Annotated in this window: 26 protein-coding genes; 14 read left to right on the forward strand and 12 right to left on the reverse strand. The window is 60.9% G+C overall.

The window, feature by feature from the left end; genetic code table 11:
• The 3 genes from hflC (at position 1) to HGP14_RS15530 (ending at position 2,838) form a co-directional block, all read left to right on the forward strand.
• Complete coding sequence (gene hflC / locus HGP14_RS15520) at positions 1-933, forward strand: protease modulator HflC (RefSeq protein WP_168830758.1); 933 nt, start codon at positions 1-3, stop codon at positions 931-933.
• Between the two features lie 10 nt (positions 934-943).
• Complete coding sequence (locus HGP14_RS15525; protein WP_168830759.1) at positions 944-1,129, forward strand: DUF2065 domain-containing protein; 186 nt, start codon at positions 944-946, stop codon at positions 1,127-1,129.
• A 101-nt stretch (positions 1,130-1,230) separates the two neighbouring features.
• Positions 1,231-2,838, forward strand: coding sequence for a Do family serine endopeptidase (locus HGP14_RS15530; protein ID WP_168830760.1), 1,608 nt, complete (start codon positions 1,231-1,233; stop codon positions 2,836-2,838).
• 20 nt (positions 2,839-2,858) lie between these two features.
• On the opposite strand, the gene HGP14_RS15535 is transcribed toward HGP14_RS15530, so the two are convergent.
• From HGP14_RS15535 to serB, 3 genes are read right to left on the reverse strand one after another with little or no spacing between them, the layout of a single operon-like run.
• Positions 2,859-3,146 carry a BrnA antitoxin family protein gene (locus tag HGP14_RS15535; protein WP_168830761.1) on the reverse strand — a complete coding sequence of 96 codons (288 nt, stop codon included), beginning with the start codon at positions 3,144-3,146 and terminating at the stop codon, positions 2,859-2,861.
• Positions 3,124-3,417, reverse strand: coding sequence for a BrnT family toxin (locus HGP14_RS15540; RefSeq protein ID WP_168830762.1), 294 nt, complete (start codon positions 3,415-3,417; stop codon positions 3,124-3,126). The genes HGP14_RS15535 and HGP14_RS15540 overlap by 23 nt, the downstream gene beginning before the upstream one ends.
• A 47-nt stretch (positions 3,418-3,464) precedes the next feature.
• Positions 3,465-4,355 (reverse strand): phosphoserine phosphatase SerB, encoded by an 891-nt coding sequence (gene serB / locus HGP14_RS15545; RefSeq protein WP_168830763.1) that lies wholly within the window; start codon positions 4,353-4,355, stop codon positions 3,465-3,467.
• Between serB and miaA the strand changes: the two genes are divergently transcribed.
• Positions 4,356-5,243, forward strand: a complete 888-nt coding sequence (gene miaA / locus HGP14_RS15550; RefSeq protein WP_168830764.1) for a tRNA (adenosine(37)-N6)-dimethylallyltransferase MiaA — start codon at positions 4,356-4,358, stop codon at positions 5,241-5,243.
• A gap of 9 nt (positions 5,244-5,252) precedes the next feature.
• Here miaA and HGP14_RS15555 read toward each other — a convergent pair whose 3' ends face one another.
• Positions 5,253-7,292: an ATP-binding protein gene (locus HGP14_RS15555; protein ID WP_168830765.1), complete on the reverse strand. Its 2,040-nt coding sequence runs from the start codon at positions 7,290-7,292 to the stop codon at positions 5,253-5,255.
• 346 nt (positions 7,293-7,638) lie between these two features.
• Here HGP14_RS15555 and HGP14_RS15560 point away from each other — a divergent pair, with 346 nt between their 5' ends.
• Together HGP14_RS15560 and ilvN are read left to right on the forward strand one after the other, a co-directional pair.
• Positions 7,639-9,432, forward strand: coding sequence for an acetolactate synthase 3 large subunit (locus HGP14_RS15560; protein ID WP_168830766.1), 1,794 nt, complete (start codon positions 7,639-7,641; stop codon positions 9,430-9,432).
• A gap of 25 nt (positions 9,433-9,457) precedes the next feature.
• The gene (gene ilvN, locus HGP14_RS15565; RefSeq protein WP_168830767.1) at positions 9,458-10,030 is read left to right on the forward strand and encodes an acetolactate synthase small subunit; all 573 of its coding nucleotides are present in this window, start codon (positions 9,458-9,460) and stop codon (positions 10,028-10,030) included.
• A gap of 147 nt (positions 10,031-10,177) precedes the next feature.
• Here ilvN and HGP14_RS15570 read toward each other — a convergent pair whose 3' ends face one another.
• Positions 10,178-11,026, reverse strand: a complete 849-nt coding sequence (locus HGP14_RS15570; RefSeq protein WP_168830768.1) for an aldo/keto reductase — start codon at positions 11,024-11,026, stop codon at positions 10,178-10,180.
• A 163-nt stretch (positions 11,027-11,189) separates the two neighbouring features.
• Between HGP14_RS15570 and HGP14_RS15575 the strand changes: the two genes are divergently transcribed.
• A complete protein-coding gene (locus HGP14_RS15575) occupies positions 11,190-11,783 on the forward strand; it encodes a LysE family translocator (RefSeq protein ID WP_168830769.1) in 594 nt (197 codons plus the stop codon).
• Positions 11,784-11,824: 41 nt separating this feature from the next.
• Here the strand turns inward: HGP14_RS15575 and HGP14_RS15580 are convergent, their stop codons facing one another.
• Positions 11,825-12,067: a hypothetical protein gene (locus HGP14_RS15580; RefSeq protein ID WP_168830328.1), complete on the reverse strand. Its 243-nt coding sequence runs from the start codon at positions 12,065-12,067 to the stop codon at positions 11,825-11,827.
• Positions 12,068-12,337: 270 nt separating this feature from the next.
• Here HGP14_RS15580 and nthA point away from each other — a divergent pair, with 270 nt between their 5' ends.
• Genes nthA through HGP14_RS15595 form a run of 3 tightly spaced genes read left to right on the forward strand, consistent with a single transcriptional unit; the run spans position 12,338 to position 13,927 of the window.
• Positions 12,338-12,913 (forward strand): nitrile hydratase subunit alpha, encoded by a 576-nt coding sequence (gene nthA / locus HGP14_RS15585; RefSeq protein WP_409527081.1) that lies wholly within the window; start codon positions 12,338-12,340, stop codon positions 12,911-12,913.
• Complete coding sequence (nthB, locus tag HGP14_RS15590; protein ID WP_168830771.1) at positions 12,910-13,569, forward strand: nitrile hydratase subunit beta; 660 nt, start codon at positions 12,910-12,912, stop codon at positions 13,567-13,569. Before nthA ends, nthB begins: the two co-directional genes overlap by 4 nt.
• A complete protein-coding gene (locus tag HGP14_RS15595; protein WP_168830772.1) occupies positions 13,556-13,927 on the forward strand; it encodes a nitrile hydratase accessory protein in 372 nt (123 codons plus the stop codon). Before nthB ends, HGP14_RS15595 begins: the two co-directional genes overlap by 14 nt.
• Positions 13,928-13,930: 3 nt before the next feature.
• Here HGP14_RS15595 and HGP14_RS15600 read toward each other — a convergent pair whose 3' ends face one another.
• From HGP14_RS15600 to HGP14_RS15610, 3 genes are read right to left on the reverse strand one after another with little or no spacing between them, the layout of a single operon-like run.
• A complete protein-coding gene (locus HGP14_RS15600; protein WP_168830773.1) occupies positions 13,931-14,713 on the reverse strand; it encodes an anti-sigma factor in 783 nt (260 codons plus the stop codon).
• Complete coding sequence (locus HGP14_RS15605; RefSeq protein WP_168830774.1) at positions 14,710-15,225, reverse strand: RNA polymerase sigma factor; 516 nt, start codon at positions 15,223-15,225, stop codon at positions 14,710-14,712. The genes HGP14_RS15600 and HGP14_RS15605 overlap by 4 nt, the downstream gene beginning before the upstream one ends.
• 10 nt (positions 15,226-15,235) lie before the next feature.
• Positions 15,236-15,616 carry a hypothetical protein gene (locus HGP14_RS15610; protein ID WP_168830775.1) on the reverse strand — a complete coding sequence of 127 codons (381 nt, stop codon included), beginning with the start codon at positions 15,614-15,616 and terminating at the stop codon, positions 15,236-15,238.
• 255 nt (positions 15,617-15,871) lie between these two features.
• Between HGP14_RS15610 and HGP14_RS15615 the strand changes: the two genes are divergently transcribed.
• The gene (locus tag HGP14_RS15615; RefSeq protein WP_168830776.1) at positions 15,872-17,488 is read left to right on the forward strand and encodes an ABC-F family ATP-binding cassette domain-containing protein; all 1,617 of its coding nucleotides are present in this window, start codon (positions 15,872-15,874) and stop codon (positions 17,486-17,488) included.
• A 13-nt stretch (positions 17,489-17,501) separates the two neighbouring features.
• On the opposite strand, the gene HGP14_RS15620 is transcribed toward HGP14_RS15615, so the two are convergent.
• Positions 17,502-18,068 (reverse strand): DUF922 domain-containing Zn-dependent protease, encoded by a 567-nt coding sequence (locus HGP14_RS15620; RefSeq protein ID WP_168830849.1) that lies wholly within the window; start codon positions 18,066-18,068, stop codon positions 17,502-17,504.
• Between the two features lie 176 nt (positions 18,069-18,244).
• On the opposite strand from HGP14_RS15620, the gene HGP14_RS15625 reads away from it, so the two are divergent.
• Complete coding sequence (locus tag HGP14_RS15625; protein WP_168830777.1) at positions 18,245-19,372, forward strand: ATP-dependent RecD-like DNA helicase; 1,128 nt, start codon at positions 18,245-18,247, stop codon at positions 19,370-19,372.
• 33 nt (positions 19,373-19,405) lie between these two features.
• Here HGP14_RS15625 and HGP14_RS15630 read toward each other — a convergent pair whose 3' ends face one another.
• The gene (locus HGP14_RS15630; protein WP_168830778.1) at positions 19,406-20,092 is read right to left on the reverse strand and encodes a MerR family transcriptional regulator; all 687 of its coding nucleotides are present in this window, start codon (positions 20,090-20,092) and stop codon (positions 19,406-19,408) included.
• A gap of 418 nt (positions 20,093-20,510) precedes the next feature.
• On the opposite strand from HGP14_RS15630, the gene HGP14_RS15635 reads away from it, so the two are divergent.
• Entirely contained in the window at positions 20,511-21,263 is a 753-nt protein-coding gene (locus HGP14_RS15635; protein ID WP_168830850.1) for a pyridoxine 5'-phosphate synthase, read from the forward strand.
• 77 nt (positions 21,264-21,340) lie between these two features.
• On the opposite strand, the gene HGP14_RS15640 is transcribed toward HGP14_RS15635, so the two are convergent.
• Positions 21,341-22,228 carry an SDR family oxidoreductase gene (locus HGP14_RS15640; protein WP_168830779.1) on the reverse strand — a complete coding sequence of 296 codons (888 nt, stop codon included), beginning with the start codon at positions 22,226-22,228 and terminating at the stop codon, positions 21,341-21,343.
• A 113-nt stretch (positions 22,229-22,341) separates the two neighbouring features.
• On the opposite strand from HGP14_RS15640, the gene HGP14_RS15645 reads away from it, so the two are divergent.
• The gene (locus HGP14_RS15645; RefSeq protein ID WP_168830780.1) at positions 22,342-22,761 is read left to right on the forward strand and encodes a helix-turn-helix domain-containing protein; all 420 of its coding nucleotides are present in this window, start codon (positions 22,342-22,344) and stop codon (positions 22,759-22,761) included.

Consider the following 22,761-nt stretch of genomic DNA (forward strand, 5'->3'; position numbering starts at 1 on the left):
ATGCCATCGAACAGACTTCCCTTGATCATCATTTTGCTCGCCGTTGTGCTGCTGATCGCTTATTCCTCGGTCTTCGTGGTCAATGCACGCGAGCAGGCAATCGTCGTCCGCTTCGGACAGATCCAGTCGGTAAAGACCGAGCCTGGCATCTACTTCAAGCTGCCCTTCGCCTTCATGGATGCCGATCGCGTTCAGCTCGTCGAAAAGCAGGCGATGCGTTTCGACCTCGACAATATCCGCGTCCAGGTTCGCGGCGGGTCGACTTTCGACGTCGATGCCTTCGTGATCTACAATATCAAGGACCTGCGCAAATTCCGCGAGACTGTGTCAGGCGACCGCGAGGCTGCCGAAGCGCGTCTTCGGACCCAGCTCGACTCGTCGCTGCGTCGGGTTTACGGTCTGCGTGATTTCGATGCGGCTCTTTCGGAAGAGCGCGTGGCGATGATGCTCGAAGTGCGGGACGACCTGCATTCAGATGCCGAAAACCTCGGGATCAACATTCAGGACGTGCGGATCCGCAGGACCGACCTGACCCAGCAGGTGGCGCCGCAGACTTACGGACGCATGCGTGCGGAACGTCTGGCGGAGGCCGAGCTGCTTCGGGCACAAGGCACCGAAGAAGGCCAGCGCCGCCGTGCCATCGCCGACCGTCAGGTCGTCGAAATTACCGCGGAGGCCCAGCGCGATTCTGAAATCCTCCGCGGTCAGGGCGACGCGGAGCGGAACCGCATCTTCGCAGCAGCCTTCAGCAAGGACCCGTCGTTCTTCGAGTTCTACCGCTCGATGGCGGCCTATTCGTCTGCCCTGTCTTCTCAGGATACGACGCTGGTGCTGTCGCCCAATATGGAATTCTTCCGTTACTTCGACAATGCCCAAGGTAGGACACCTCCGGCTGCGCCGCCCGGGCCGACACTTGCGGCTCCGACAAACTGACGCACTCCGGATGCAGGATTTCCTGACCGGAATCGCATTTCTTCTCATCATCGAGGGGCTGGTCTACGCACTGGCCCCTCGTTTTCTTGTCGACATGGCCCGGCTGCTTCCGTCGATACCGGAGCGCCAGCTTCGCGTCTTCGGACTTGCCGCCATCGCGCTGGGCGTCGTGCTCGTCTGGCTCATCAGAGGCTGACGCAGAATGCGCGGGAATTCGCGAAAAGGTGATTTCACCCTCCATCATTCCGCCCTATGTTGGTGGTGAGACTGCAGCTTTGACCTAAAAGAGGAAGCTTGATGGCCCCCACGACACGCCCGACCTTCAGACGATCACTCGCTCTCCTGGCCGGGGTTGCCCTTCTGACTAGCATTGTTCTTGGTGGCGCCGCGGAAGCGCAGAACACGCCGCCGACGAATGGTCCGGCTTCTGTCGCTGATCTGGCTCAAGGGCTTCTCGACGCGGTGGTGAACATTTCCACATCGCAGAATGTCAAGGACGACGAGGGTGTTGGTCCCGCGCCACGCGCCCCGGATGGCTCTCCGTTCCAGGAATTCTTCAACGACTTCTTCAACAAGCAGCAGGGCGGCAAGGGAGCCAATCACAATGTCAGCTCGCTCGGTTCCGGTTTCGTAATCGATCCCTCGGGTTACATCGTCACCAACAACCACGTGATCGAGGGTGCAGACGACATCGAGGTCAATTTCGCCAATGGTACCAAGCTGAAGGCGAAGCTGATCGGAACCGATACGAAGACCGATCTTTCGGTACTGAAGGTTGAGCCGAAGGCGCCGCTGACTGCCGTCAAATTCGGTGATTCCAGCGTCATGCGCATCGGCGACTGGGTGATGGCGATCGGCAATCCGTTCGGCTTCGGCGGTTCGGTGACCGTCGGCGTCATTTCCGGCCGCGGCCGCAACATCAACGCCGGTCCCTACGACAACTTCATTCAAACGGATGCGGCTATCAACAAGGGCAATTCGGGCGGTCCGCTCTTCAACATGAAGGGCGAGGTCATCGGCATCAACACGGCGATCATTTCGCCCAGCGGCGGCTCGATCGGCATTGGTTTCTCGGTGCCGTCGGAACTTGCCGCAGGCGTGGTCGGTCAGCTTCGTGAGTTCGGAGAAACTCGCCGCGGTTGGCTCGGCGTGCGCATCCAGCCGGTCACCGATGATGTGGCCGACAGCCTGGGCCTCGATACCGCCAAAGGCGCACTCGTCGCCGGCGTCATCAAGGGAGGCCCGGTCGATAATGGTTCGATCAAGGCCGGCGACGTCATCCTGAAATTCGACGGCAAGCCCGTCAACGAGATGCGTGACCTGCCGCGCGTCGTGGCGGAAAGCCCGGTTGGCAAGGAAGTGGACGTCGTCGTATTGCGCGATGGCAAGGAGCAGACCGTCAAGGTGACGCTCGGCCGTCTTGAAGACAGCGACGAGGCTGCCGCCGCCGACGCTGATGCCGACGGCTCTCCGGATGGTGTGATCAACCCGGATCCGGATGAGAACCAGGATATGGATGAGCCGGATTCGGGTCAGGCGCCGCCGGCGCCCAATGGCAACGGCCAGACGGATCAGCAGGGGCAGGTGACGCCGGATGCCAAGACGCCGAAGAATGTGCTCGGGCTTTCTCTTTCCCTGCTCAGCCCCGAAATCCGCAAGACGTTCGGCATTGCCGAAAGTGTGGACGGAGTAGTGGTCACCGAGGTGGCTCCAGGCTCGGCGGCTGCCGAGAAGGGCCTCAAGGCTGGCGACGTGATCGTCGAGGTCGCCCAGGAATTCATGAAGTCGCCGGATGCGGTGGCCGCGAAAGTGCAGTCGCTGAAGAAGGAAGGCCGGCGCAACGCCCAACTGATGATCGCCTCGGCCAATGGCGATCTGCGGTTTATCGCCGTCCCGATGGAATAGGCGGGAGCGAAGAAGATCCGCTAACCGTGCTTTTTCGTGCTAGTAGCGACATATTCGCGAAGCGCGGCGTTGATGTCTGTCTGATAACCGCGGCCGCCGGCATGATCCTTGAACCAGGCAAGAATATCCGCGTCCAACCGGATCGTCACTGATTGCTTTATCGGACGGTAGAGGTTGCCTCGGCGCGCCGACAACCATTGTTCGTCGGTGATCTCCGGGATGTCGCTTGTGTCAATATCCTCATCGCGAAGTTGTTCGAGGGCCCGAAGTTCGGCGATCTTTTCGTCAGTCAAAGGTTGCTTGCTCATATCGCTTTCTTTCATGCGAGGTCGCTCGCCGGGCACTGATGATCCGTATACGCTCGCTGCCGTCTCTAGGCCTGATACTGTGGACCGCGACGAGAACGACCATAGCTCCAACGCGCCCTATCGCTAGCCAACGTTGCTCGGTCTCATAAACGGCATCCGGTATCATCAGGAAGTTTGGATCATCCCAGATCAATGATGCCGTATCGAAGGAGACGCCATGCTTAGCCCGATTGAGCCTGTCTTTGTCTGCATCCCATTCGAAATCCAACATCTATATCCTACAATATTGTAAGTACAAATTTGTAAATTTCAAGGCTATCAGGCGACGACGAAATCCGTCTTCCGATAACCCTGGATATAAAGCAGTGCGGTGAGGTCGCCATGGTTGATGCGCATCTTCGCTTCGGCCGCGACGGCGGGTTTCGCGTGGAGAGCGACACCGGAGCCAGCGAGGTGAAGCATGCCGAGGTCGTTGGCACCGTCGCCGACGGCGATCGCCTCTTCGGTGGAGATGCCGAGCTTGGCGGAGATGTCGATGAGCGCGTCCACCTTCGCCTGTTTGCCGAGGATGGGCTCGGCGACGAAGCCGGAGAGCCTGTCGCCTTCCGCGAGGAGGATGTTGGCGCGATTTTCATCGAAGCCGAGCGTCGCGGCGATCCGGCTGGTGAAGACCGTGAAGCCGCCGGAGACGAGGGCGCTATAATAACCCTTCGATTTCATCGTTGCGATCAGCTCGGGACCGCCAGGCGTCAGCGTGATGCGCTTGGCAATGACCTCATCGATGACCGAGACCGGCAGGCCCTTCAGCAGCGCCACACGTTCCCGAAGCGCGGGTTCGAAGGCAATCTCGCCGTTCATCGCGCGTGCGGTGATTGCGGCGACCTTGTCCTTCAGGCCAACTTCGGCGGCAAGCTCGTCGATGCATTCCTGCCCGATCATCGTCGAATCCATATCGGCGATCAGCAATTTCTTGCGGCGCGTTTCGGCCTGCTGAACCACGAGATCGATCGGGGCACTGGCGATGACGGCGAGAATATTCGCCTCCGCTGCCTCAGCGTCCGTACCGTCACGAAGGGCAATATCGCAGGCGATGCCGTCCGCCAGCCAATAGAGCCCCGGTGCCTTCACGCTTTCGGCAGCCTGGTCGGCGAGTGCCGGGGTAAGAACGGGATTTGACGGATTGGCGACAAGCGTGGCAACGAGAGCCATATGGAAAACCTTTTGAGCGCAACAAGTGCAATCCTGATAACCGGGCCCACCGCCAGCGGCAAGTCCGCGCTTGCGGTTGAACTGGCGAAACGCCATGGCGGGGCGGTTGTCAACGCCGACAGCATGCAGGTTTACGACACGCTTCGCATCCTGACGGCGCGGCCGTCTGAGGAGGAGATGGAGGGTGTGCCGCATCATCTATACGGGCATGTGCCTGCAGGAGAAGCTTATTCCACAGGCGCCTGGCTGCGAGACGTCGCGGCGTTGCTGCCGGAACTGCGCGCCAAGGGACAGTTGCCGGTTTTCGTCGGCGGCACGGGGCTTTACTTCAAGGCTTTGACAGGCGGTCTGTCGGATATGCCGGCAATACCGGATGATATTCGCAATCGCCTGCGGGCGCGCTTGCTGGATGAAGGCGCGGAAGTGCTGCATTCCGAGCTCGCCCAAATCGATCCGGCGGCTGCCGGTGGTCTCAGCGCACAGGACGGACAACGCATCGTCCGTGCTTTGGAGGTCGTGGCGGCAACCGGGCAATCGATCCTGCGCTTTCAAGGGCAGGCGGGGCCGATGCTTGTCGATCCGGCGAGCACCGAAAAGATCATTGTTATGCCGGAGCGAGCGGTACTCCACCAACGCATCAACGGACGCTTCGAGAAGATGCTGGAGCAGGGAGCGGAAGATGAAGTTAGAGAGCTGCTGGCGCTCGGCTTGCCGCCGGAAATGCCTGTCATGAAGGCGATCGGCGTTTCTCAGATCGCAGCCATGCTAAGGGGCGAGATGGGGCGGAGCGAAGTGATCGAAAAGGGCGCGGCTGCGACCCGGCAATATGCCAAGCGACAGATGACATGGTTCCGCAATCAGATGGACGAGAGCTGGAAGCGGCTGTAAGCCTGACCCCTAGTCCTTATCGTAGAGGCTGCTCAGCGGCTTCTTGAGAATGCTCTCGCGGAGTGATCTGCCGGGTTCGCGGCGCGGACCTGCAGCGCTATCTGGCGAAAACGCCGGTCGTTGAGACGCCGTCTCATCGCGGCGCATTTCGCGGCGCAAAGCTTCCAGACGGCTGTCAATCGAGGTCGACGGCGGAGCCGCGGGCGCTGGCTCCCGTGGCGTATAGCTGCGTGGCAGCATGTCCGGTCTATAGGATTCAGAAGGTGCGAGCGGCGGTGCGGAGATTGGCGCAGGATAGAGGCTGTCTTCCGGTGGCTCTTCATCGTCGAACAGCATGTCGCTCTGGGCGGCATTGTAACTTTGCTGGAACGACGAAATATCCGGCCCGCCGCTGACGGCGCGCATGCGCGTCACGATCTTGCGTAGATCGACGGAATCGGGATCTTCGTCGGACTGTTTGACGTTCGCCCCGTTGGCCTTCGGCAGCAGATGCTGCTCGACGCGCGAGAAGCGCATGCGCATTGGAACGCTGATCGCCTCGCCGAAGGCGATCGCTTCGCCATTGCCGATCGAGGAAATGAAGCTCGTCGTCGAGATCGACGAGTTCGGAATTGCCGAGCGGATGATCTCCTGGTCGCTTTCGTTGGCGAGGCGCATGGCAAACAGCGTCGAACACTGGGAGAGAATCGTCTGATCGAGTTCGCCGGGGCGCTGCGTGATTATGCCGAGAGAGACGCCATATTTACGGCCCTCCTTGGCGATACGGGCGATAGCCTGGCGCGTCGGGATGAAACCAAGATTCGGGTCGGCTGGAACATAGCGATGGGCTTCCTCGCAGACGACCAGCATATGGATGGCGCCGTCGCTCCAGAGGCCGATTTCGAAAGCCATCCGGCAAAGAACGGACGCGACGGAGTTCACCACTTCCGATGGGATGCCGGATAGCTGGAACGTACAGATCGGCCGGTTATCGCCGGGAATGCGGAAGATCTGCGCTACGGTTTCCATGATCGTGTCGCTGATCGTATTGTTGGAGAACATGAAATGGTAGCGCGGATCGTTGATGGCAGCGATGATGCGCATCTTCAACGAGCGCAGAAACGGTTTTTCGGCGCGGCCTTCGAGGCGGCCGATACGTTCATCGATCAGCGCCAGCAGATCGGCCATGCGGTACGGAACCGGCGTGTCGGCGGTGATCGAGCTCTTTTCCGTTTGACGGCGGACAAGCGAACTGTCGCTCCCGCGAAAGGCGCGCTTGGCCTCCGGCATGATGTCGCGGAGCATGTCGAGCTCTTCCGGCACCGGCGTGCGGCCGCGGAAGACGACTTCCGCGAATTCTTCAAGGCGCATCAGCCAGAAGGGCAGGTCGAGCGTGTCCGTATCGATCACGACCGAATGCTTCGGGAAGGCGGCGGCGAATTCGTTGTGCGGATCGAGGATCAGGACTCGAAGTTTCGGATCGGCTTCGATCGCCTTGTGCAGAAGCAGCGAGACCGCCGTGGACTTGCCGACGCCGGTGGAGCCGACGATGGCGAAGTGCCTGGAGAGCATCGAGGGGATATGGATCGCCGCGTCGATGCTTTCGTCCTGGGTCAGCTTGCCGATGACCGCCGTCGTTCCGCTGCCTGCGTCGTAGATGCGCATCAGGTCGGCGGCTCGGATGCGGTGGGCGATCGCCCCGAGGTAGGGGTATTGGGAGATGCCGGTCGAGAATTCCTCTCGGCCGTCGTCCTCGACGCGGACCTCGCCGAGCAGTTCGGTCTCGATCTTGAAATAGTTGTCCTGCCCTTCGCCCCAGGAGTGCTCGCCGGTATTCATGGCATAGGCGAGCGCAACGACGCGGTTCCTGCCGACGCTGATCGAAATCAGGCGGCCGACGGACCAGAGTTCGGTGAGATCGGTGCCTCCGGCCTCTGCGGTGGCGGCGATGGTTGCGCGCGAACCGCTGCATGCGACGACTCGACCGAGGAAGCGATTCCCGGGCGTTAGATTGTCGCGGCGGTCATGCTCGCGGTCATTCCCTGTCGTCTGCAAGTCGTTGTCGGGCAACGGCCTACTCCCTGCGTTAGCAGGTCATCATATGATCCATCCTTTAACAAAATCCTTCCGACCATTGTTTTTAATGGGATAGTCAGCTCCTACGCCTCTCGGACTACATCGATTTTTTGTTTCAGAAAGCGTTGACGCTGCGCAATTTTCTGTCTATCACTTGCCCCCATGAAAATCGCAGCAGGTCTTATTGTGGTGGGAAAGCGCATGGGCAGGATGGTGTAACCATCCGGCGATAGCCACCCATGCGCTAGACGATAGGCTCCTCCGGGGCCTTTTTTTATGCCTGAAAATCAGGCTTCCGGACCATAAATCTCAATCCTAGTAGTCAAAGCGGAATAGCAACATGACGGGCACGGACACCAAGAAGGCAGACAATCAGATGACAGGTGCGGAGATCGTTCTCCAGGCGCTGAAGGATAACGGCGTCGAGCACCTCTTCGGCTATCCGGGCGGTGCTGTGCTGCCGATCTATGACGAGATTTTCCAGCAGGACGAGATCAAGCATATCCTTGTCCGCCACGAGCAAGGCGCCGGGCATGCGGCCGAAGGTTACGCTCGCTCGACCGGCAAGGTCGGCGTCATGCTGGTCACCTCGGGTCCCGGTGCCACCAATGCGGTTACGCCGCTGCAGGACGCCCTGATGGACTCGATTCCTCTCGTCTGCCTGACCGGCCAGGTGCCGACCTCGCTCATCGGTTCGGACGCGTTCCAAGAGTGCGACACCGTCGGCATCACGCGCCCCTGCACCAAGCACAACTGGCTGGTCAAGGACGTCAACGAACTCGCTTCCATCATTCATGAAGCCTTCCGTATCGCCCAGTCCGGCCGTCCGGGTCCCGTCGTCGTCGACATTCCGAAGGATATCCAGTTTGCAACCGGCACCTATACGCCGCCGGCCGATCATTCGATTCAGAAAAGCTATCAGCCGAAGGTTCAGGGCGACCTCAACCAGATTCATGCGGCAATCGAGCTGATGGCGAATGCGCGCCGTCCGGTCATCTATTCCGGCGGTGGCGTCGTCAATTCGGGTCCGGAAGCCTGCAAGCTGCTGCGCGAGTTGGTGGAACTGACCGACTTCCCGATCACCTCCACACTGATGGGCCTCGGCGCCTATCCGGCGTCGGGCAAGAACTGGCTGAAGATGCTCGGCATGCATGGCTCCTACGAAGCCAACATGGCGATGCACGATTGCGACGTCATGGTCTGCATCGGCGCACGCTTCGATGACCGCATCACCGGCCGCATCAATGCCTTCTCGCCGAATTCCAAGAAGATCCACATCGACATCGACCCGTCATCGATCAACAAGAACGTTCGCGTCGACATCCCGATCCGCGGGGACGTCGCCTTCGTGCTGGAAGACATGGTCCGCCTGTGGCGTGCGCTGCCGAAAAAGCCGGAGAAGGGCCGTCTCGACGACTGGTGGGCGAATGTTGCGCGCTGGCGTGCGCGCAATTCCTTCGCCTACACGAAAAGCAGCGACGTCATCATGCCGCAATATGCGCTCGAGCGTCTTTACGAACTGACGAAGGACCGCGACACCTACATCACGACGGAAGTCGGCCAGCACCAGATGTGGGCCGCGCAGTTCTTCGGTTTCGAACAGCCGAACCGCTGGATGACCTCGGGGGGTCTCGGCACGATGGGCTACGGTCTGCCGGCAGCCCTCGGCGTCCAGATTGCTCATCCCGAGAGCCTGGTCATCGACATTGCCGGCGACGCATCGATCCAGATGTGCATCCAGGAAATGTCGGCGGCAATCCAGCATGATGCGCCGATCAAGATCTTCATCATGAACAACCAATATATGGGCATGGTCCGCCAGTGGCAGCAGCTGCTGCACGGTAACCGCCTGTCGCACTCCTATACGGAAGCGATGCCGGACTTCGTGAAGCTTGCCGAAGCCTATGGCGCCGTCGGTCTGCGCTGCGAAAAACCCGCGGATCTCGACGGTGCCATCCAGGAAATGATCGACGTCAAGAAGCCGGTCATTTTCGATTGCCGCGTCGCCAATCTCGCCAACTGCTTCCCGATGATCCCGTCGGGCAAGGCCCATAACGAAATGCTTTTGCCGGATGAGGCCACGGACGAAGCGGTCGCCAACGCGATCGACGCCAAGGGCCGCCAGCTCGTTTGAAATCGAAGGTGAGGAAGCCAAGACAATGAATGCACATCTACAGCCGACAGGCTCCGCCTACTTCATCTCGCCTGAGACGGCAGCCATCGAGAACCATACGCTTTCCATTCTCGTCGCCAACGAGCCGGGCGTCCTTGCCCGTGTGATCGGCCTTTTCTCCGGCCGTGGCTACAACATCGAAAGCCTGACGGTCTCCGAAACCGAACATCAGGCGCATCTGTCTCGCATTACGATCGTGACACGCGGTACGCCGCATGTCCTCGAACAGATCAAGGCGCAGCTCGAGCGCATTGTGCCGGTGTACCGGGTGGTGGACCTGTCGGTTCGCGCCCGCGAACTCGGGCAGGAGCCTCCGATCGAGAGAGAAGTGGCGCTGGTCAAGGTGGCGGGAAGCGGCGAAGCCCGTGCCGAGACGCTGCGCCTTGCCGATGCTTTCCAAGCCAAAGTGGTCGACGCGACGGTCGAGCACTTCATTCTGGAAATCACTGGTAAGTCTTCGAAGATCGACCAGTTCGTGGCAATCATGAAGCCGCTCGGCCTGATTGAGGTTTGCCGGACCGGCGTTGCCGCAATGAATCGTGGTCCGCAGGGCATGTGAACGGAAGCCTGGCTTGCGTTGACCCTTAACGTAGCGCCGCGTAGGTTGCGCGGCGCACCGGGGGGGTGCCCCGGCATGGCGACAGATCGTTGTGTTCGGAGCGATCGACTTGATCCTGGCCGGCCAGCGTGCGGTGCTCTGAGAAAATCAAAGCATCTCGAGGGCCGATTTCTGCGCAGGCGGCGGGAAGGCGTGGTCGAGGGACGCCCAGTCCTCATCACTGATATCCAGTGAAACACAATCGCGGTTTTCGGCAGCTCGGTCGGCATTCGAGGTCTTCGGAATGGCGATCACGCCGTCGCGTTCGAGGAGGAAGGCGAGGGCGACCTGCGCCGGGGTCGCCTGATTGGCCTTGGCGATGCGGATCAGTTCAGGATTGTGCAGGATGCGGCCCTGTTCAATCGGCGAGTAGGCCATGACCGGGATATCGTGCTGCTGGCACCATGGCAGGAGATCATATTCGATGCCGCGGCGCGCAAGATTGTAGAGAACCTGATTGGCGGCGACATGTCGGCCACCGGGTACGGCGAGCAATTCCTCCATGTCGCCGAGGTCGAAATTCGAAACGCCCCAGGCGCCGATCTTTCCGGCGTCCTTCAGGTCCTCGAAGGCCTCGACGGTGTCGGCGAGCGGATGCTCGCCACGCCAATGCAGCAAATAGAGGTCGATCCGGTCGATCCCGAGCCGGGCGAGGCTCCGTTCACAGGCTTCGATCGTGCCCCTGCGGCTGGCATTCCAAGGATAGACCTTGGTGACGATGAACAGGCCGTCTCGCCGGCCCTTGATCGCGCGGCCGACGACGCGCTCGGAGTCGCCTTCGCCGTACATTTCGGCCGTATCGATCAATGTCATGCCGAGATCGATGCCGGCTCTCAGGCTGGCGATTTCCCGTTCGACTTCCGACGGCCGCTCGCCCATGTTCCAGGTGCCCTGACCGAGAGCCGGGACTTCGACGCCGTTCGGGAGGGTGATGGTGGGGATCGGGTCGCTCTGCATCGCTGAATCTCTTCCGTTTTCTGCCAAAGATTGAGCAGACACGTGATCTTTCAAGCAATCCTGTCACCGTGACAATGATTATCTGGCTTAGAGAATAGCCGTCGGCTAGCTGATCATCAAAGATGGCTCATCGAAGTCGATGACGGTCCCGGGGGGAGGTTCCATGCCGCTGGATAGGTTTCTGGCACTCGTTCTCTTTGCCTTCACGACCTCGATCACACCAGGGCCGAACAACATGATGCTCTTTGCATCCGGGGTGAATTTCGGTTTTCGCCGAACGATCCCGCATATGTTCGGCATCGGCGCGGGATTCCTAACGCTCCTTCTGGGCGTCGGCTTCGGGCTCGGCGCCGTGCTGCATACTGCGCCTACCCTCTATACGGCGCTGAAATTTGCGGGCGGCGCTTATCTCGTTTGGATCGCGTGGAAAATCGCAACCTCGCGGTCGCTGAGCGAAGCCAAGGGAAGCGTCAAGCCGATGTCATTCCTTGCCGCCGCAGCCTTCCAATGGGTGAACCCAAAGGCCTGGGTCATGGCGGTGACGGCGATGGCGACCTACACGAATCCCGACCTTTATCTCTTCAGCGTCCTGCTCGTCGGCCTTGCCTTTGCGGTGGTCAACTTGCCGAGCGTCTCAACCTGGGCCGGCTTCGGTTCCGCGCTTCGCGAGTGGCTATCCGATCCGGTGCGTTTGAAGTGGTTCAACATCACCATGGCAGTGCTCTTGGTGCTGAGCCTTTGGCCGATGTTGAAATAGCGGAAGGAAAGCGGACCATCCAGCGGACGTCCGCCCAAAACCTAGAACCCGCCGGACTGAACGATGATCGTCGGATCAGTGAAGTTGCGGTAGCCCAGGAGAGGAATGTCGCATCGGGCATCGAACTTGCCGATTGGTGCCGTGCGCGGGCAGTTCTTCGCGGATTTATAGGGATGTCCCGGGATCTGATACTCGCCCTCTTTCAGAATGTGATAGTCGCCTGCACTAGCACAAGCGGCGAATGCAGTGCTCAAGGCGAATGCAAGGATAACAAGCCTGTTCATCGCAGTGCCCCTCCGTGGTTGCGAGATAACCGAGAATATCACGCAGGCCCCGTCGGACCTTGGGAACAAAGGGATTAGCCCAGTTGCTTTACCTTACGGCATATCTCTACCGTCACGTCGAGTGTGCAGAGCGACGGGTTAGGACTAGCCTATGGATGGCTTGGCGGAATGCGTTGAAGCCCTTAAGATCAATGTCCTGCGGAGGGCTTCACCTTGAACGATCACCATGATCACGACCACGATCATCATCACGACAACCGCTACTCGGATATGCAGGCGCGCGTGAAGGCGCTGGAGACGGTGCTGACGGAGAAGGGGCTGATCGATCCGGCGGCGATCGATGCGATTGTCGAGACCTACGAGACGAAGATCGGCCCGCGGAACGGCGCACATGTGGTGGCCAAGGCGTGGAGCGATCCGGTGTTTTCCGAATGGCTGAAGAAAGACGCGACGGCAGCCATTGCCAGTCTCGGCTATACCGGGCGGCAGGGCGAGCATATGCGGGCGGTGTTCAATACACCGGAGACCCATAACCTCGTCGTCTGCACGCTCTGCTCCTGCTATCCGTGGTCCGTTCTCGGCCTGCCGCCGGTCTGGTACAAGGCGCCAGCTTACCGTTCGCGAGCGGTCATCGATCCGCGCGGTGTGCTTGCGGAATTCGGTGTAGAGCTGCCCGAAGGCAAGAGAATCCGGGTGTGGGATTCGACGGCAGAACTCCGCTACCTCGTCATTCCGGAACGTCCGGTAGGCACCGATGGGATGAGCGAGGAGGCGCTCGCAACGCTCGTCAGCCGCGATGCGATGATCGGGACGGCGATCGTCGGCGCCCCGGGATCGGCAGAATGAACGGCCCTCACGATCTCGGCGGGCAGATGGGATTCGGCCCGGTGGCTCCCGAAAAGAACGAGCCGTATTTTCACGCCGAGTGGGAGAAGCGGGCGCTCGGCGTCGTGCTGTCCTGCGGCGCCTTTGGTGCCTGGACGATCGACGAGAGCCGGCATGCGCGCGAGAGCATTCCGCCTGCCGAGTATCTGTCTGCGAGCTATTACGAGATCTGGACACGAGCGCTCGAAGTGCTTCTGGAGCGTCACGGCTTTGCGACGCAGGAAGAGATCGCTCACGGCCATAAGCTGAACGACGGTGCGGTGCCGAAGCGTGTGCTGAAGGCGGACATGGTGGCGGGCGTACTGGCGAAAGGCGGCCCCTGCGACCGGCCGTCCGAGGCACCGGCGAAGTTCTCCGCCGGTCAGAAGGTCCGCACCAGGAATTTCAATCCCGAGACGCATACGCGGCTGCCGCGTTATGCCCGGGCAAAGACCGGCACAATCGAGGCGGTGCAAGGGTCGTTCGTGTTCCCGGACGACAACGCGCATGGCAAGGGTGAAAACCCGCAATGGGTCTACACCGTCGTCTTCGACGGCGGCGAGATCTGGGGCGAGGGCGCCGATCCGTCGCTGACGGTCTCCATCGATGCCTGGGAGAGCTATCTTGAGCCTGTGTGAAACGGTATCGCCGCTGGCGCAATCACCGCAGCTGCGGAAATCCAGCGATGGCGAGCCAGTCTTTCCCGAGCCATGGGCGGCCGAGGCTTTTGCTATGACGGTGCATCTGCATGAGCGGGGGCTTTTCGCCTGGAGCGAATGGGCTGAGACGCTTTCGAACGAATTGCACAAGCCTGGCCGGGCGGTCGATGGCAGCGACTATTTCGACTGCTGGGTTGCAGCGCTTTTCTCGCTCCTCGTCAGCAAGGGCGTTGCCGATGCCGGCGCCGTCCTTACGCTGCAGGAAAGCTGGCAGCGTGCGGCCGAAGCGACGCCGCATGGAAGGCCGATCGAGCTTTCGAACGATCCGCTGCGCTGAGCATCACGACGGCAACTGCTTGTAGCACTCCTCGGCAACCTGCCGCAGCATGTCGCGCGAAATCTCGCCGGTGACGGCGTAGCCGAGCTCGCCGTCAATCCAGTAGAAGGTCTCGACGCTATCGGCGGAGGCGAAGCGGAAGCTCGTCGTCCTATTTTTCTTGTTGCGGCCGACAAGCACGGTCAGGCGTTCTCCTGTCTGATTCTCATACATGAACATCGCGCCCGCCTTTCCATCCACCGGCAGCAGGCGGCCACCGACGAGCTTGAAGCCGAGCGACTGCAGGTCCGGCACCTTCAGGTTCGGGATCGAAAGCCGTTTCCCGAGCCAGGTCGCCAGATGCGCTTCCTCATTGGCGAAGACTTCGACCGGGTGGCGGACCTCGCCTGCATAGACCAGAAAGGCGTTCTGCGCCTCTTTCGGCAGCGTCTCTGACGAGGCGAGTTGAAGTTCCGGCCGTTCGAGAAGCGGCGGGCCGTAATGACCGGCAACAGCCCCAAGCGCAAAGAGGACGACGGCGGCCGCGGCAAGTCTTAAACGCTTCAGCCTGTCGGATGGGGCATTCTCCCGATCGATCAGCAGGATATCGCTTTCCTTGGATCGTTCGTAGGGCGCGAACATCGACCGGATTTCGGCGTTCTGCGCTTGCCATGCGGCAATCTTTGCGGCGTCTTCCGGATGGTCCTGCAGCCAGGCCTCGATACGGGCGCGGTCGCTGTCGGGCAGTTGCCCGTCAGCATAGGCGTGGAGCTCCGCTTCGGGCACGGTCTGGTTGGGCTCGTTCATTTCGGTCTCCGAAGCGTAATCACATTGTCGGCGGTCATTCTCTGTCCAAGCCGTTGACGGGCGCGCGACAGGCGCGACATCACGGTGCCGATCGGAATGTCGAGGGCAGTCGCGACCTCGCTGTAAGTGTAGCCTTCGATAACGACGAGCATCAGCACGGCGCGGTTTTCTTCCGAAAGGCTGTTCAGCGCTTCCTCCAGCCGCACGCGCTCCAGCGGATCGGCGGGTGCCTCCGGTGAGGGCAGCTGTTCGGCACTATCGAGTTCGACCATCATGCTGGGAGAATTCTGGCGGCGCGTGTTGCGATACAGATTGGTCATGATGGTCAGCGCCCAACCGCGCAGGTTCAGGCCGCGCCATTGCGAACGGCGGGCAAGCACTTTCTCGACACAATCCTGCAGCAGGTCCTCGCCATCGGCGTCGGAGCGTGTGAGGCTTCGCGAATAGCGCCGGAGCGAAGGAAGGAGGGCCAGGATCTGGCCCTCGAATGTTTCAGGTGCAGGTGTCTTCACGCCGGTTTACTCAGGGTTTGGCAAGGTCCCAGTTGCCGCCGACGCCATCGCCGGTGATATCGCCCTTCTTGGTATCCTTCACCCAGAAATACAGCGGCATCCCGTCCTTGGCCCATTGCTTCGTACCATCCTTGCGATCGATGATCGAATATGCACCTTCGGCCTTGGCTCCGCTAGCAGCCATCAGCGGAGGCCAATTCTTGGCGCATTGGTCGTAGCAATTGGAAACGCCCTTGGCGTCCTTCTTGAAGGTATAGAGCGTCATGCCGTTTTCACCGGCAAGTACCTTGCCCTTGGCGGATTCCACGGTCATCACCGGCTCTGCCGCAAATGCAGCCGTTGCCGCAGCAGATGCAACGGCGAATGCGATTACAGATTTTACGAGTTTCATGCGGGTGTCTCCTCACGTTCGACAGGCTTTCTTGCTTGCCGGACGTGAGACACGGAAGGCAGCGGTTTTATTCCATGTCGAGCGAGAGATTCTTGAAAGGCAATGATGGATTTCAGATTTGCGCCTTTGCCTTGAATCGGAAGTATTTGTCGCCTAGATTGCCGGCGACCGATCATTCCAACAGGATGTGTGCAGCAATGGAGTTCAACCCGATCGCAATGCCAATTCGCCTTGCCACCGGGGAACTTCGTATCCATGCCTGCATCCATCACGCTTTCCAATCTATCGTGGTCCACGCCTGACGGCCGGCCACTTTTCTCAAATCTCGATCTGAGTTTCGGCACGGACCGCACAGGTCTGGTCGGCCGCAACGGCGTTGGCAAGACCACGCTCCTCAAGCTGATTTCCAGCGAACTCCAGCCTCAGTCCGGGGCGATCGCGCTCGGCGGCACGCTGGGCGTGCTGCGCCAGCACGTCCAGGTGGAAGCCGGCGAAACGATCGCCGATCTCTTCGGCGCGGCCGGAGCCCTGGCCGTTCTCCGCCGGGCCGAGGCTGGCACGGCGACAGTCGAGGAGCTGGCATCGGCGGACTGGACGCTGGAGACACGCATCGCTGCTGCTCTCGATCGCGCCGGACTCGATGCACAACCGGAGACGAGCCTTGCCGCGCTGTCTGGCGGGCAGCACACGCGGGCCGGGCTTGCCGCGCTCATCTTTGCCGAGCCCGATTTTCTGATACTGGACGAGCCGACCAACAATCTCGATCGTGACGGGCGGCGGGCGGTGATCGATCTGCTCGCAGACTGGCAGAAAGGCGCCATTGTCATCAGCCACGACCGGGAACTGCTCGAAACCGTGGATGCGATCGTTGAGTTGACCACGTTGGGCGCTACCCGTTACGGCGGTAATTGGAGCCAATATCAGGAGCGCAAGGCGCTCGAACTGGCGGCTACGCAACACGACCTTGCCGACGCCGAGAAGCGCCTGGCCGAGGTTGCCCGGAGCGCGCAGGCGACAGTCGAACGGCAGGCACGAAGAGATCGCGCCGGCAGGAAGAAGGCCGCCAGGGGCGACATGCCGCGTATCGTCGCCGGCGGATTGAAGCAGCGCGGTGAAGGCACGAGTGGCGACAATGCGCGGCTTGCCGAACGCCGGCGTGCTCAGGCATTGGAAGAGGCAGCCTCAGCGCGCGCGAAGATCGAAGTCCTGCAGCCCTTATCGGTCAAGCTTCCGCCGACCGGACTGCCGGCCAACAAGGTCGTCCTGAAGATGGACTCGGTGACCGCGGGCTACCGGTCTGGCCAGCCGATCCTCAGCAATCTGTCCTTCGATATCACCGGGCCGGAGCGCATTGCCGTCACCGGCCCCAACGGCTCGGGCAAGACGACGTTGCTGGCGCTTGTCATCGGAGAATTGGAGCCTTGGACTGGCAGGGTCTCAGTGATGACGAGGTTCGCGATGCTCGACCAGCGGGTGAGCCTCCTTGATCCATCGATGTCGATCCGCGACAGCTTCCTGCGGATAAACCCGCAAGCGGCTGAAAACGCCTGCCGGGCCGCACTCGCCCGCTTCATGTTCCGGGCCGATGCGGCGCTCCAGACGGTATCGACGCTGAGCGGCGGCCAGTTGTTGCGTGCGGGACTGGCCTGCGTCCTCGGCGGACCGAACCCGCCTTCGCTGCTGATCCTCGACGAGCCGACAAACCATCTCGACATCGACTCGATCGCTGCCGTCGAGAGCGGGCTGCGTGCCTATGACGGTGCATTGCTGGCTGTCAGCCACGATGAAGTGTTTCTGGACGGGATCGGGATATCGCGCAGGCTGGAATTGCCTTTGCTGTCACAAGGCATCGAGGGAGGCGAGACTTCATGACCGGCGCCGCCTGCTACGGTCCATTCACCAGCTTGAGAATGAGTTGCTGGATATTGCCGCCTTGACCCATCTCGACGCGGTCGAAATCCCGGCCCTGCTGGCGCTGGTAGCCGGACAGCTCGCCGAGGCGCTTCGTGAGCACGGCGCGGATCTTGCGGCAATCAGGATCATCAGCAGCGGTGAGACCGACGCTGTAGGCTTCGATCTCCTTGACCATCTGCTTGATGGTTTCGCCGTGCCACCGCTCGTGGGTTTCGACACCCGCGATGAAGCTGTCCCAGCTCGCCTTTGTTGCAGGCGATAGCTGCCCGGCGGGCTTCGGCAGCGTGTAGCTTATGATCAGCTTCGGCCGCGCCGTCGTCAGCTTGCAGGACCTGTCCGGCTGCGGCTCGTATTTCCTGGTCCAGGTAAGCTTGAAGGTCGTATGCGCGATGGCCCGTCCGATGCCTGCATCCGGTCCGTGTTCGCCGATCGACGCGTAAAGCTCGGCGCCGGTGGCTCCGCTGATTGCATAGGGCTTGATCTGTTCGACGGCTTGCCATTCGGCCCTTGCAGCCCCCGGCAGCGAGAGGGCCCCCATCAACAGACAAACCTGAATGCCTTTTCTCACACGAATCCCCTTCGAATGGCCGGGCGACACTAACGGGCGCAAAATCCGCGTTCAACCCGCCTGAGATCAGCCCGTCAAAGGGCAACACTCGCCGCGCGCGCTTTTACGTCTTGCTTCGCGGCCGCGAATCCTGCCAAGTCGCTGCCATGCAATTCGCTCCGCAACAGGATGAAGCCCTGAAGGCCGTTTCGAAATGGCTGAAGGAGGGCAGGTCACCGCTCTTCCGCTTGTTCGGCTATGCCGGGACGGGCAAGACGACGCTTGCCAAGCATTTTGCGGAGAATGTCGATGGCGATGTGCTGTTTGCAGCTTTCACCGGCAAGGCGGCGCAAGTGCTGCGCTCGCGCGGCGCCAGCAATGCCAAGACCATCCATTCGCTGATCTATCGCCCGCGCGGCGAAGAGGCCGTCGAGGACGAAGAGACCGGCAAGACCTCGATCGCCCCGATGTTCGCCATCAACCGGCAGAGCCCCGTCGCCAAGGCAGCGCTGATCATCGTCGACGAATGCTCGATGGTGGACGAGGCGCTCGGCAAGGACCTGATGAGCTTCGGCACGCCGATCCTCGTCCTCGGCGATCCCGGCCAGCTGCCGCCGGTCTCGGGCGGCGGCTACTTCACCAATCAGGAACCGGATTATCTGCTGACGGACATCCACCGGCAGGCGCGCGACAATCCGATCATCCAGCTGGCGATGCAGGTGCGCGAAGGCAACGAGATCATGCACGGCGACTACGGCACCGCGCAGGTGATTTCAAAGAACGAGGTCAACCAGGCGCTGGTTCTCGATGCCGACCAGGTGCTCGTCGGCACCAATCGCACCCGGCGACGCTATAACCAGCGCCTGCGCGAGCTCAAGGGCTTCGGCGCGGACTATCCACAGACGGGCGACAAGCTGGTCTGCCTGCGCAACGATCCTGCCAAGGGGCTGCTCAACGGCTCGCTCTGGCAGGTGATGACATCGTCGAAGGAGACGACGAAACCGGGCATAAACCTGCTCGTGCGACCGGAAGACGACGACATGGATCGCGGTGCGGCCAAGATCAAGCTCTTGAAGCAGGCGTTCGAGGATGTCGAAGGCGAAATCCCGTGGAACACGCGAAAGCGCTACGACGAGTTCGACTACGGCTACGCATTGACCGTGCACAAGGCGCAGGGCTCGCAGTGGAACAATGTCGTGCTCTTCGACGAAAGCTGGGCCTTCCGCGATACCCGAGAACGCTGGCTTTACACCGCTATCACGCGTGCGGCGGAAACGCTGACGATCGTGCGGTAACCTTGCGGAACGGCAACTGCCGCCGCCCAAACGTCAGACGTTGACGAGCCCGAGAAGCACCGCCTTGGCGATCGCCTGGAAGCGGTTGTTTGCGCGAAACTTCAGGATGATCGACGATTCGAGCGCCTGTGCTTCGTCGTGCTTGAGATCGAGCGTGCGGGCGATGCGCTGGGTCGAGAAGCCTTCTGCCATCAGGGAGAGACAACGCATCTCCTCATCCGAAAGGCTGCTATGGTCCTCGTTGTCGTTCAGCGGCGGCATCTCGCCGTTGGCATCGGCATCGAGCAGGTCGCTGACCTGTTGCAACTGGCGATGCAGCGTCGACATTTCCGCCGTTAGCTCGCGCTTACGGATACTCAGCGCCTCGCGAAACATCGCTTCGGCTTCGTCTTGCGAGGAAGCGCGGCGCAGCTCCTCCATCAATTCCTGGATGACGGCGACCGGCATGCCGGATTCGCGGCAGAGGTTGATGACGGCCATCCGCATCACATCGTCCTCGCCGTAAACGCGCATCAAGCCGATTCGGTTCGCGGAAAGCAGGCCCTTCTCTTCGTAGAAATGCAGTGTCCTGTGCGTCACCCCGAATGCATTCGCCATCTCGGCGATCGGCACTGGTCCCTCAGGCAAATCCGCCGGCAGAGCGGTAGACGGCAGGAACCGGTATTTCGCCCGGCACCCCGACGTTTCACCGTTGGCGGCACGTTTGGTACCATCTGGCATGGACCCCCCTGGCATAAAGTTGCACCTCAATGCGGTTTGCCAGTTGCTTCGAAAGCGCTGTGGAGTGGTCGTCCTCAATTACAGTCGTCGAGGAGAAGCAGTACGCGGCGTACTGACTCGATACCTATCGTTCACGGTATGCGCGAACGCTCATTTTTGAAAGTGCTAAAAATAATCGGTTTTAAACGCGATAGCAACGCAGTTACGATTGCTGGAATCTACGCCATTGGACTGGATTGACTGAAATGCCGGCAAACTCTTCAAACAAAACTGGTAATACTTCCGGTGGTACACCCTTTCGCGCCGGAACGCCGCTTATCAAAGATTCGCATGCAGCCATGAGCGAATCTCGTTGGCCTGAGCAGGTTCATTGGCTTACAAAGCAGCCCACGCATTCCGCATCGAATGGATCACCGACATGCCGACAACGCTTTCCGTCAATCTCAATGCCATCGCCATGCTGCGCAACCGGCGGGATCTGCCATGGCCGAGCGTGGAGGGGTTGGGGCGTATCGCCTTGCAATCGGGCGCCAGCGGGCTGACCGTCCACCCGCGGCCGGATCAGCGGCATATCCGCTTCACCGACCTGGCGGTGATTCGCAACCTGATCGACGATGAATTTCCGGAGGCCGAGTTCAATATCGAAGGCTATCCGACGGAGGAGTTCCTGGAGCTCTGCAAAGAGGCAGCACCCGAACAGGTCACGCTCGTGCCCGACGATCCGTCGCAGGCGACCTCCGACCACGGTTGGGATTTCCGCAAGCACCAGGCCTTCCTGACGGATGTTGTCGCAAAGCTCAAAAAGATGGGCGCCCGCGTTTCGCTGTTCGCCGATGGTGACGGCGATGCCGAGGCGGTGAAGTTCGCCAAGGCGGCGGGTGCCGACCGGATCGAGCTTTATACGGGTCCGTATGGCGGCTGCTATGACGCACCGGAGCGCGCCGCGCCGATTCTTGAAGCGCTTGGCAAAACGGCGGATGCGGCGCTTGCGATCGGACTCGGGGTCAATGCCGGGCACGACCTGACGGTCGCCAACCTGCCGCCGCTCGTGAAGCGCATTCCGAGGCTCGCCGAAGTATCGATCGGCCATGGCCTCACGGTCGATGCGCTGGAATATGGCATGGCGGAAACCGTCCGCCGCTTCTGCCGGGCTTGCGGCCAGAAGATCTGATATCCACCTCACTTTCCTCATCCCTGTGACAAGTGCAGGGATGAGGGTGCGGCATCTCACTGCTGGCCGCGTCGGGGTCAGGCGGCGAGTGTCGCCTTATGGGCCACGAAGAAATCCTGCAGCGGCTGCGGTTCTTTGCCGGTCAGTTTCTTGAAGTCTTCCGTCACGATATCGAAGTTGCCCGCGCGGATGTTCGCATCGGCTGACACCAGCATGTCGGCAACGAAGTCCGGTAGGCCCGCATTGCGCATGCCTTGGCCGAGTTGCTCGTCGTTGACCGGGACGGCCTCGAGCGGCTTTCCGGCTGCCTCGCCAACGATGCCTGCGATCTCCTTTGCGGCCAGGGACTGGGTGCCGGTCAGGGTGTAGGTGACGCTCTCTGTCCAAGCGGATGCGAGTGCTGCTGCAATCGCCCGTGCGCAGTCGTCGCGCGCAATTGTCGAGATCTTGCCATCGCCAGCCGACGTATACCATTTGCCGCCATGCAGGTTATGCGGCATGCCCATCAGGTAGTTGTCGTGATACCAGGCATTGCGGAAGATGGAGTAGGGGATGCCGGTCGCCTTGATGGCGTTCTCGCTGCCAAGGTGATCCGGCGCGAAGGTGACGACCGACCTGTCGGGCGAGGGCATGGATGTGTAGGCGATGTGCTTTACGCCGGCTTTTGCCGCAGCCTCGACGGCGGCCTTGTGCTGCTTGAGCCGCTGGCCGGGGACGGCGAGCGCGTCGGTGCTGATGATCAGCAGGCGATCGACACCCTTGAAGGCGGCTTCGAGGCTTGCCGCATCGTCGAAATCGGCCTTGCGGATGCCCACGCTCTTGGCGGCAAGCGAGGCAAGTTTCGTCGGATCGCGAGTTGCGGCGAGGATGTTGGCGGCGGGAACCTTATAGGTTTCCAACAGGTGATGAATGACACGCTGGCCGAGCTGGCCGGCTGCGCCGGTAACAAGAATTGTTTCGCTCATAGGTCCTCCTTTATGTGGTCTCAAAAAGAGAGCAGCGCTAAAATAGGAATTGACCTGGGGCTGTAAAGAAGGCAGTTTTTCCGCTCTAGGTTACCAAAGAGGAACCACCCGGCATGAACGGCGCTGTGCGAAATCTGAAGAGCAACCCGGCTCCCGGCATTCGCCGTGAGATTGATCTCGGCGATCTCGATTTCAACAATTGCCCTGTCAGGGACATGATGCAGCAGATTGGCGGCAAGTGGTCGACGCTAATGCTGGAAGCGCTTGCCGCGCGCCCTTATCGCTTTGGCGAGTTGCGGCGGAAGATCCCCGATATTTCCCAGAGAATGCTGACGCAGACGCTGCGCGACCTGCAGCGCGAAGGCTACATCGAGCGGGAGGTGTTTCCCACCAAGCCGCCGAGCGTCGAGTATCGCATTACCGAACTCGGCCGCTCGCTTTACGGCACGCTGGCGCTGCTCTTGAACTGGGCGGAAGCCAACCATGACGCCGTTCGCGCCGCCCGAGTTCGTTTCGATGCCGCCGAGGGCTGA

The sequence above is a fragment of the Rhizobium sp. P32RR-XVIII genome, from assembly GCF_012641395.1.
GTDB lineage: Bacteria > Pseudomonadota > Alphaproteobacteria > Rhizobiales > Rhizobiaceae > Rhizobium.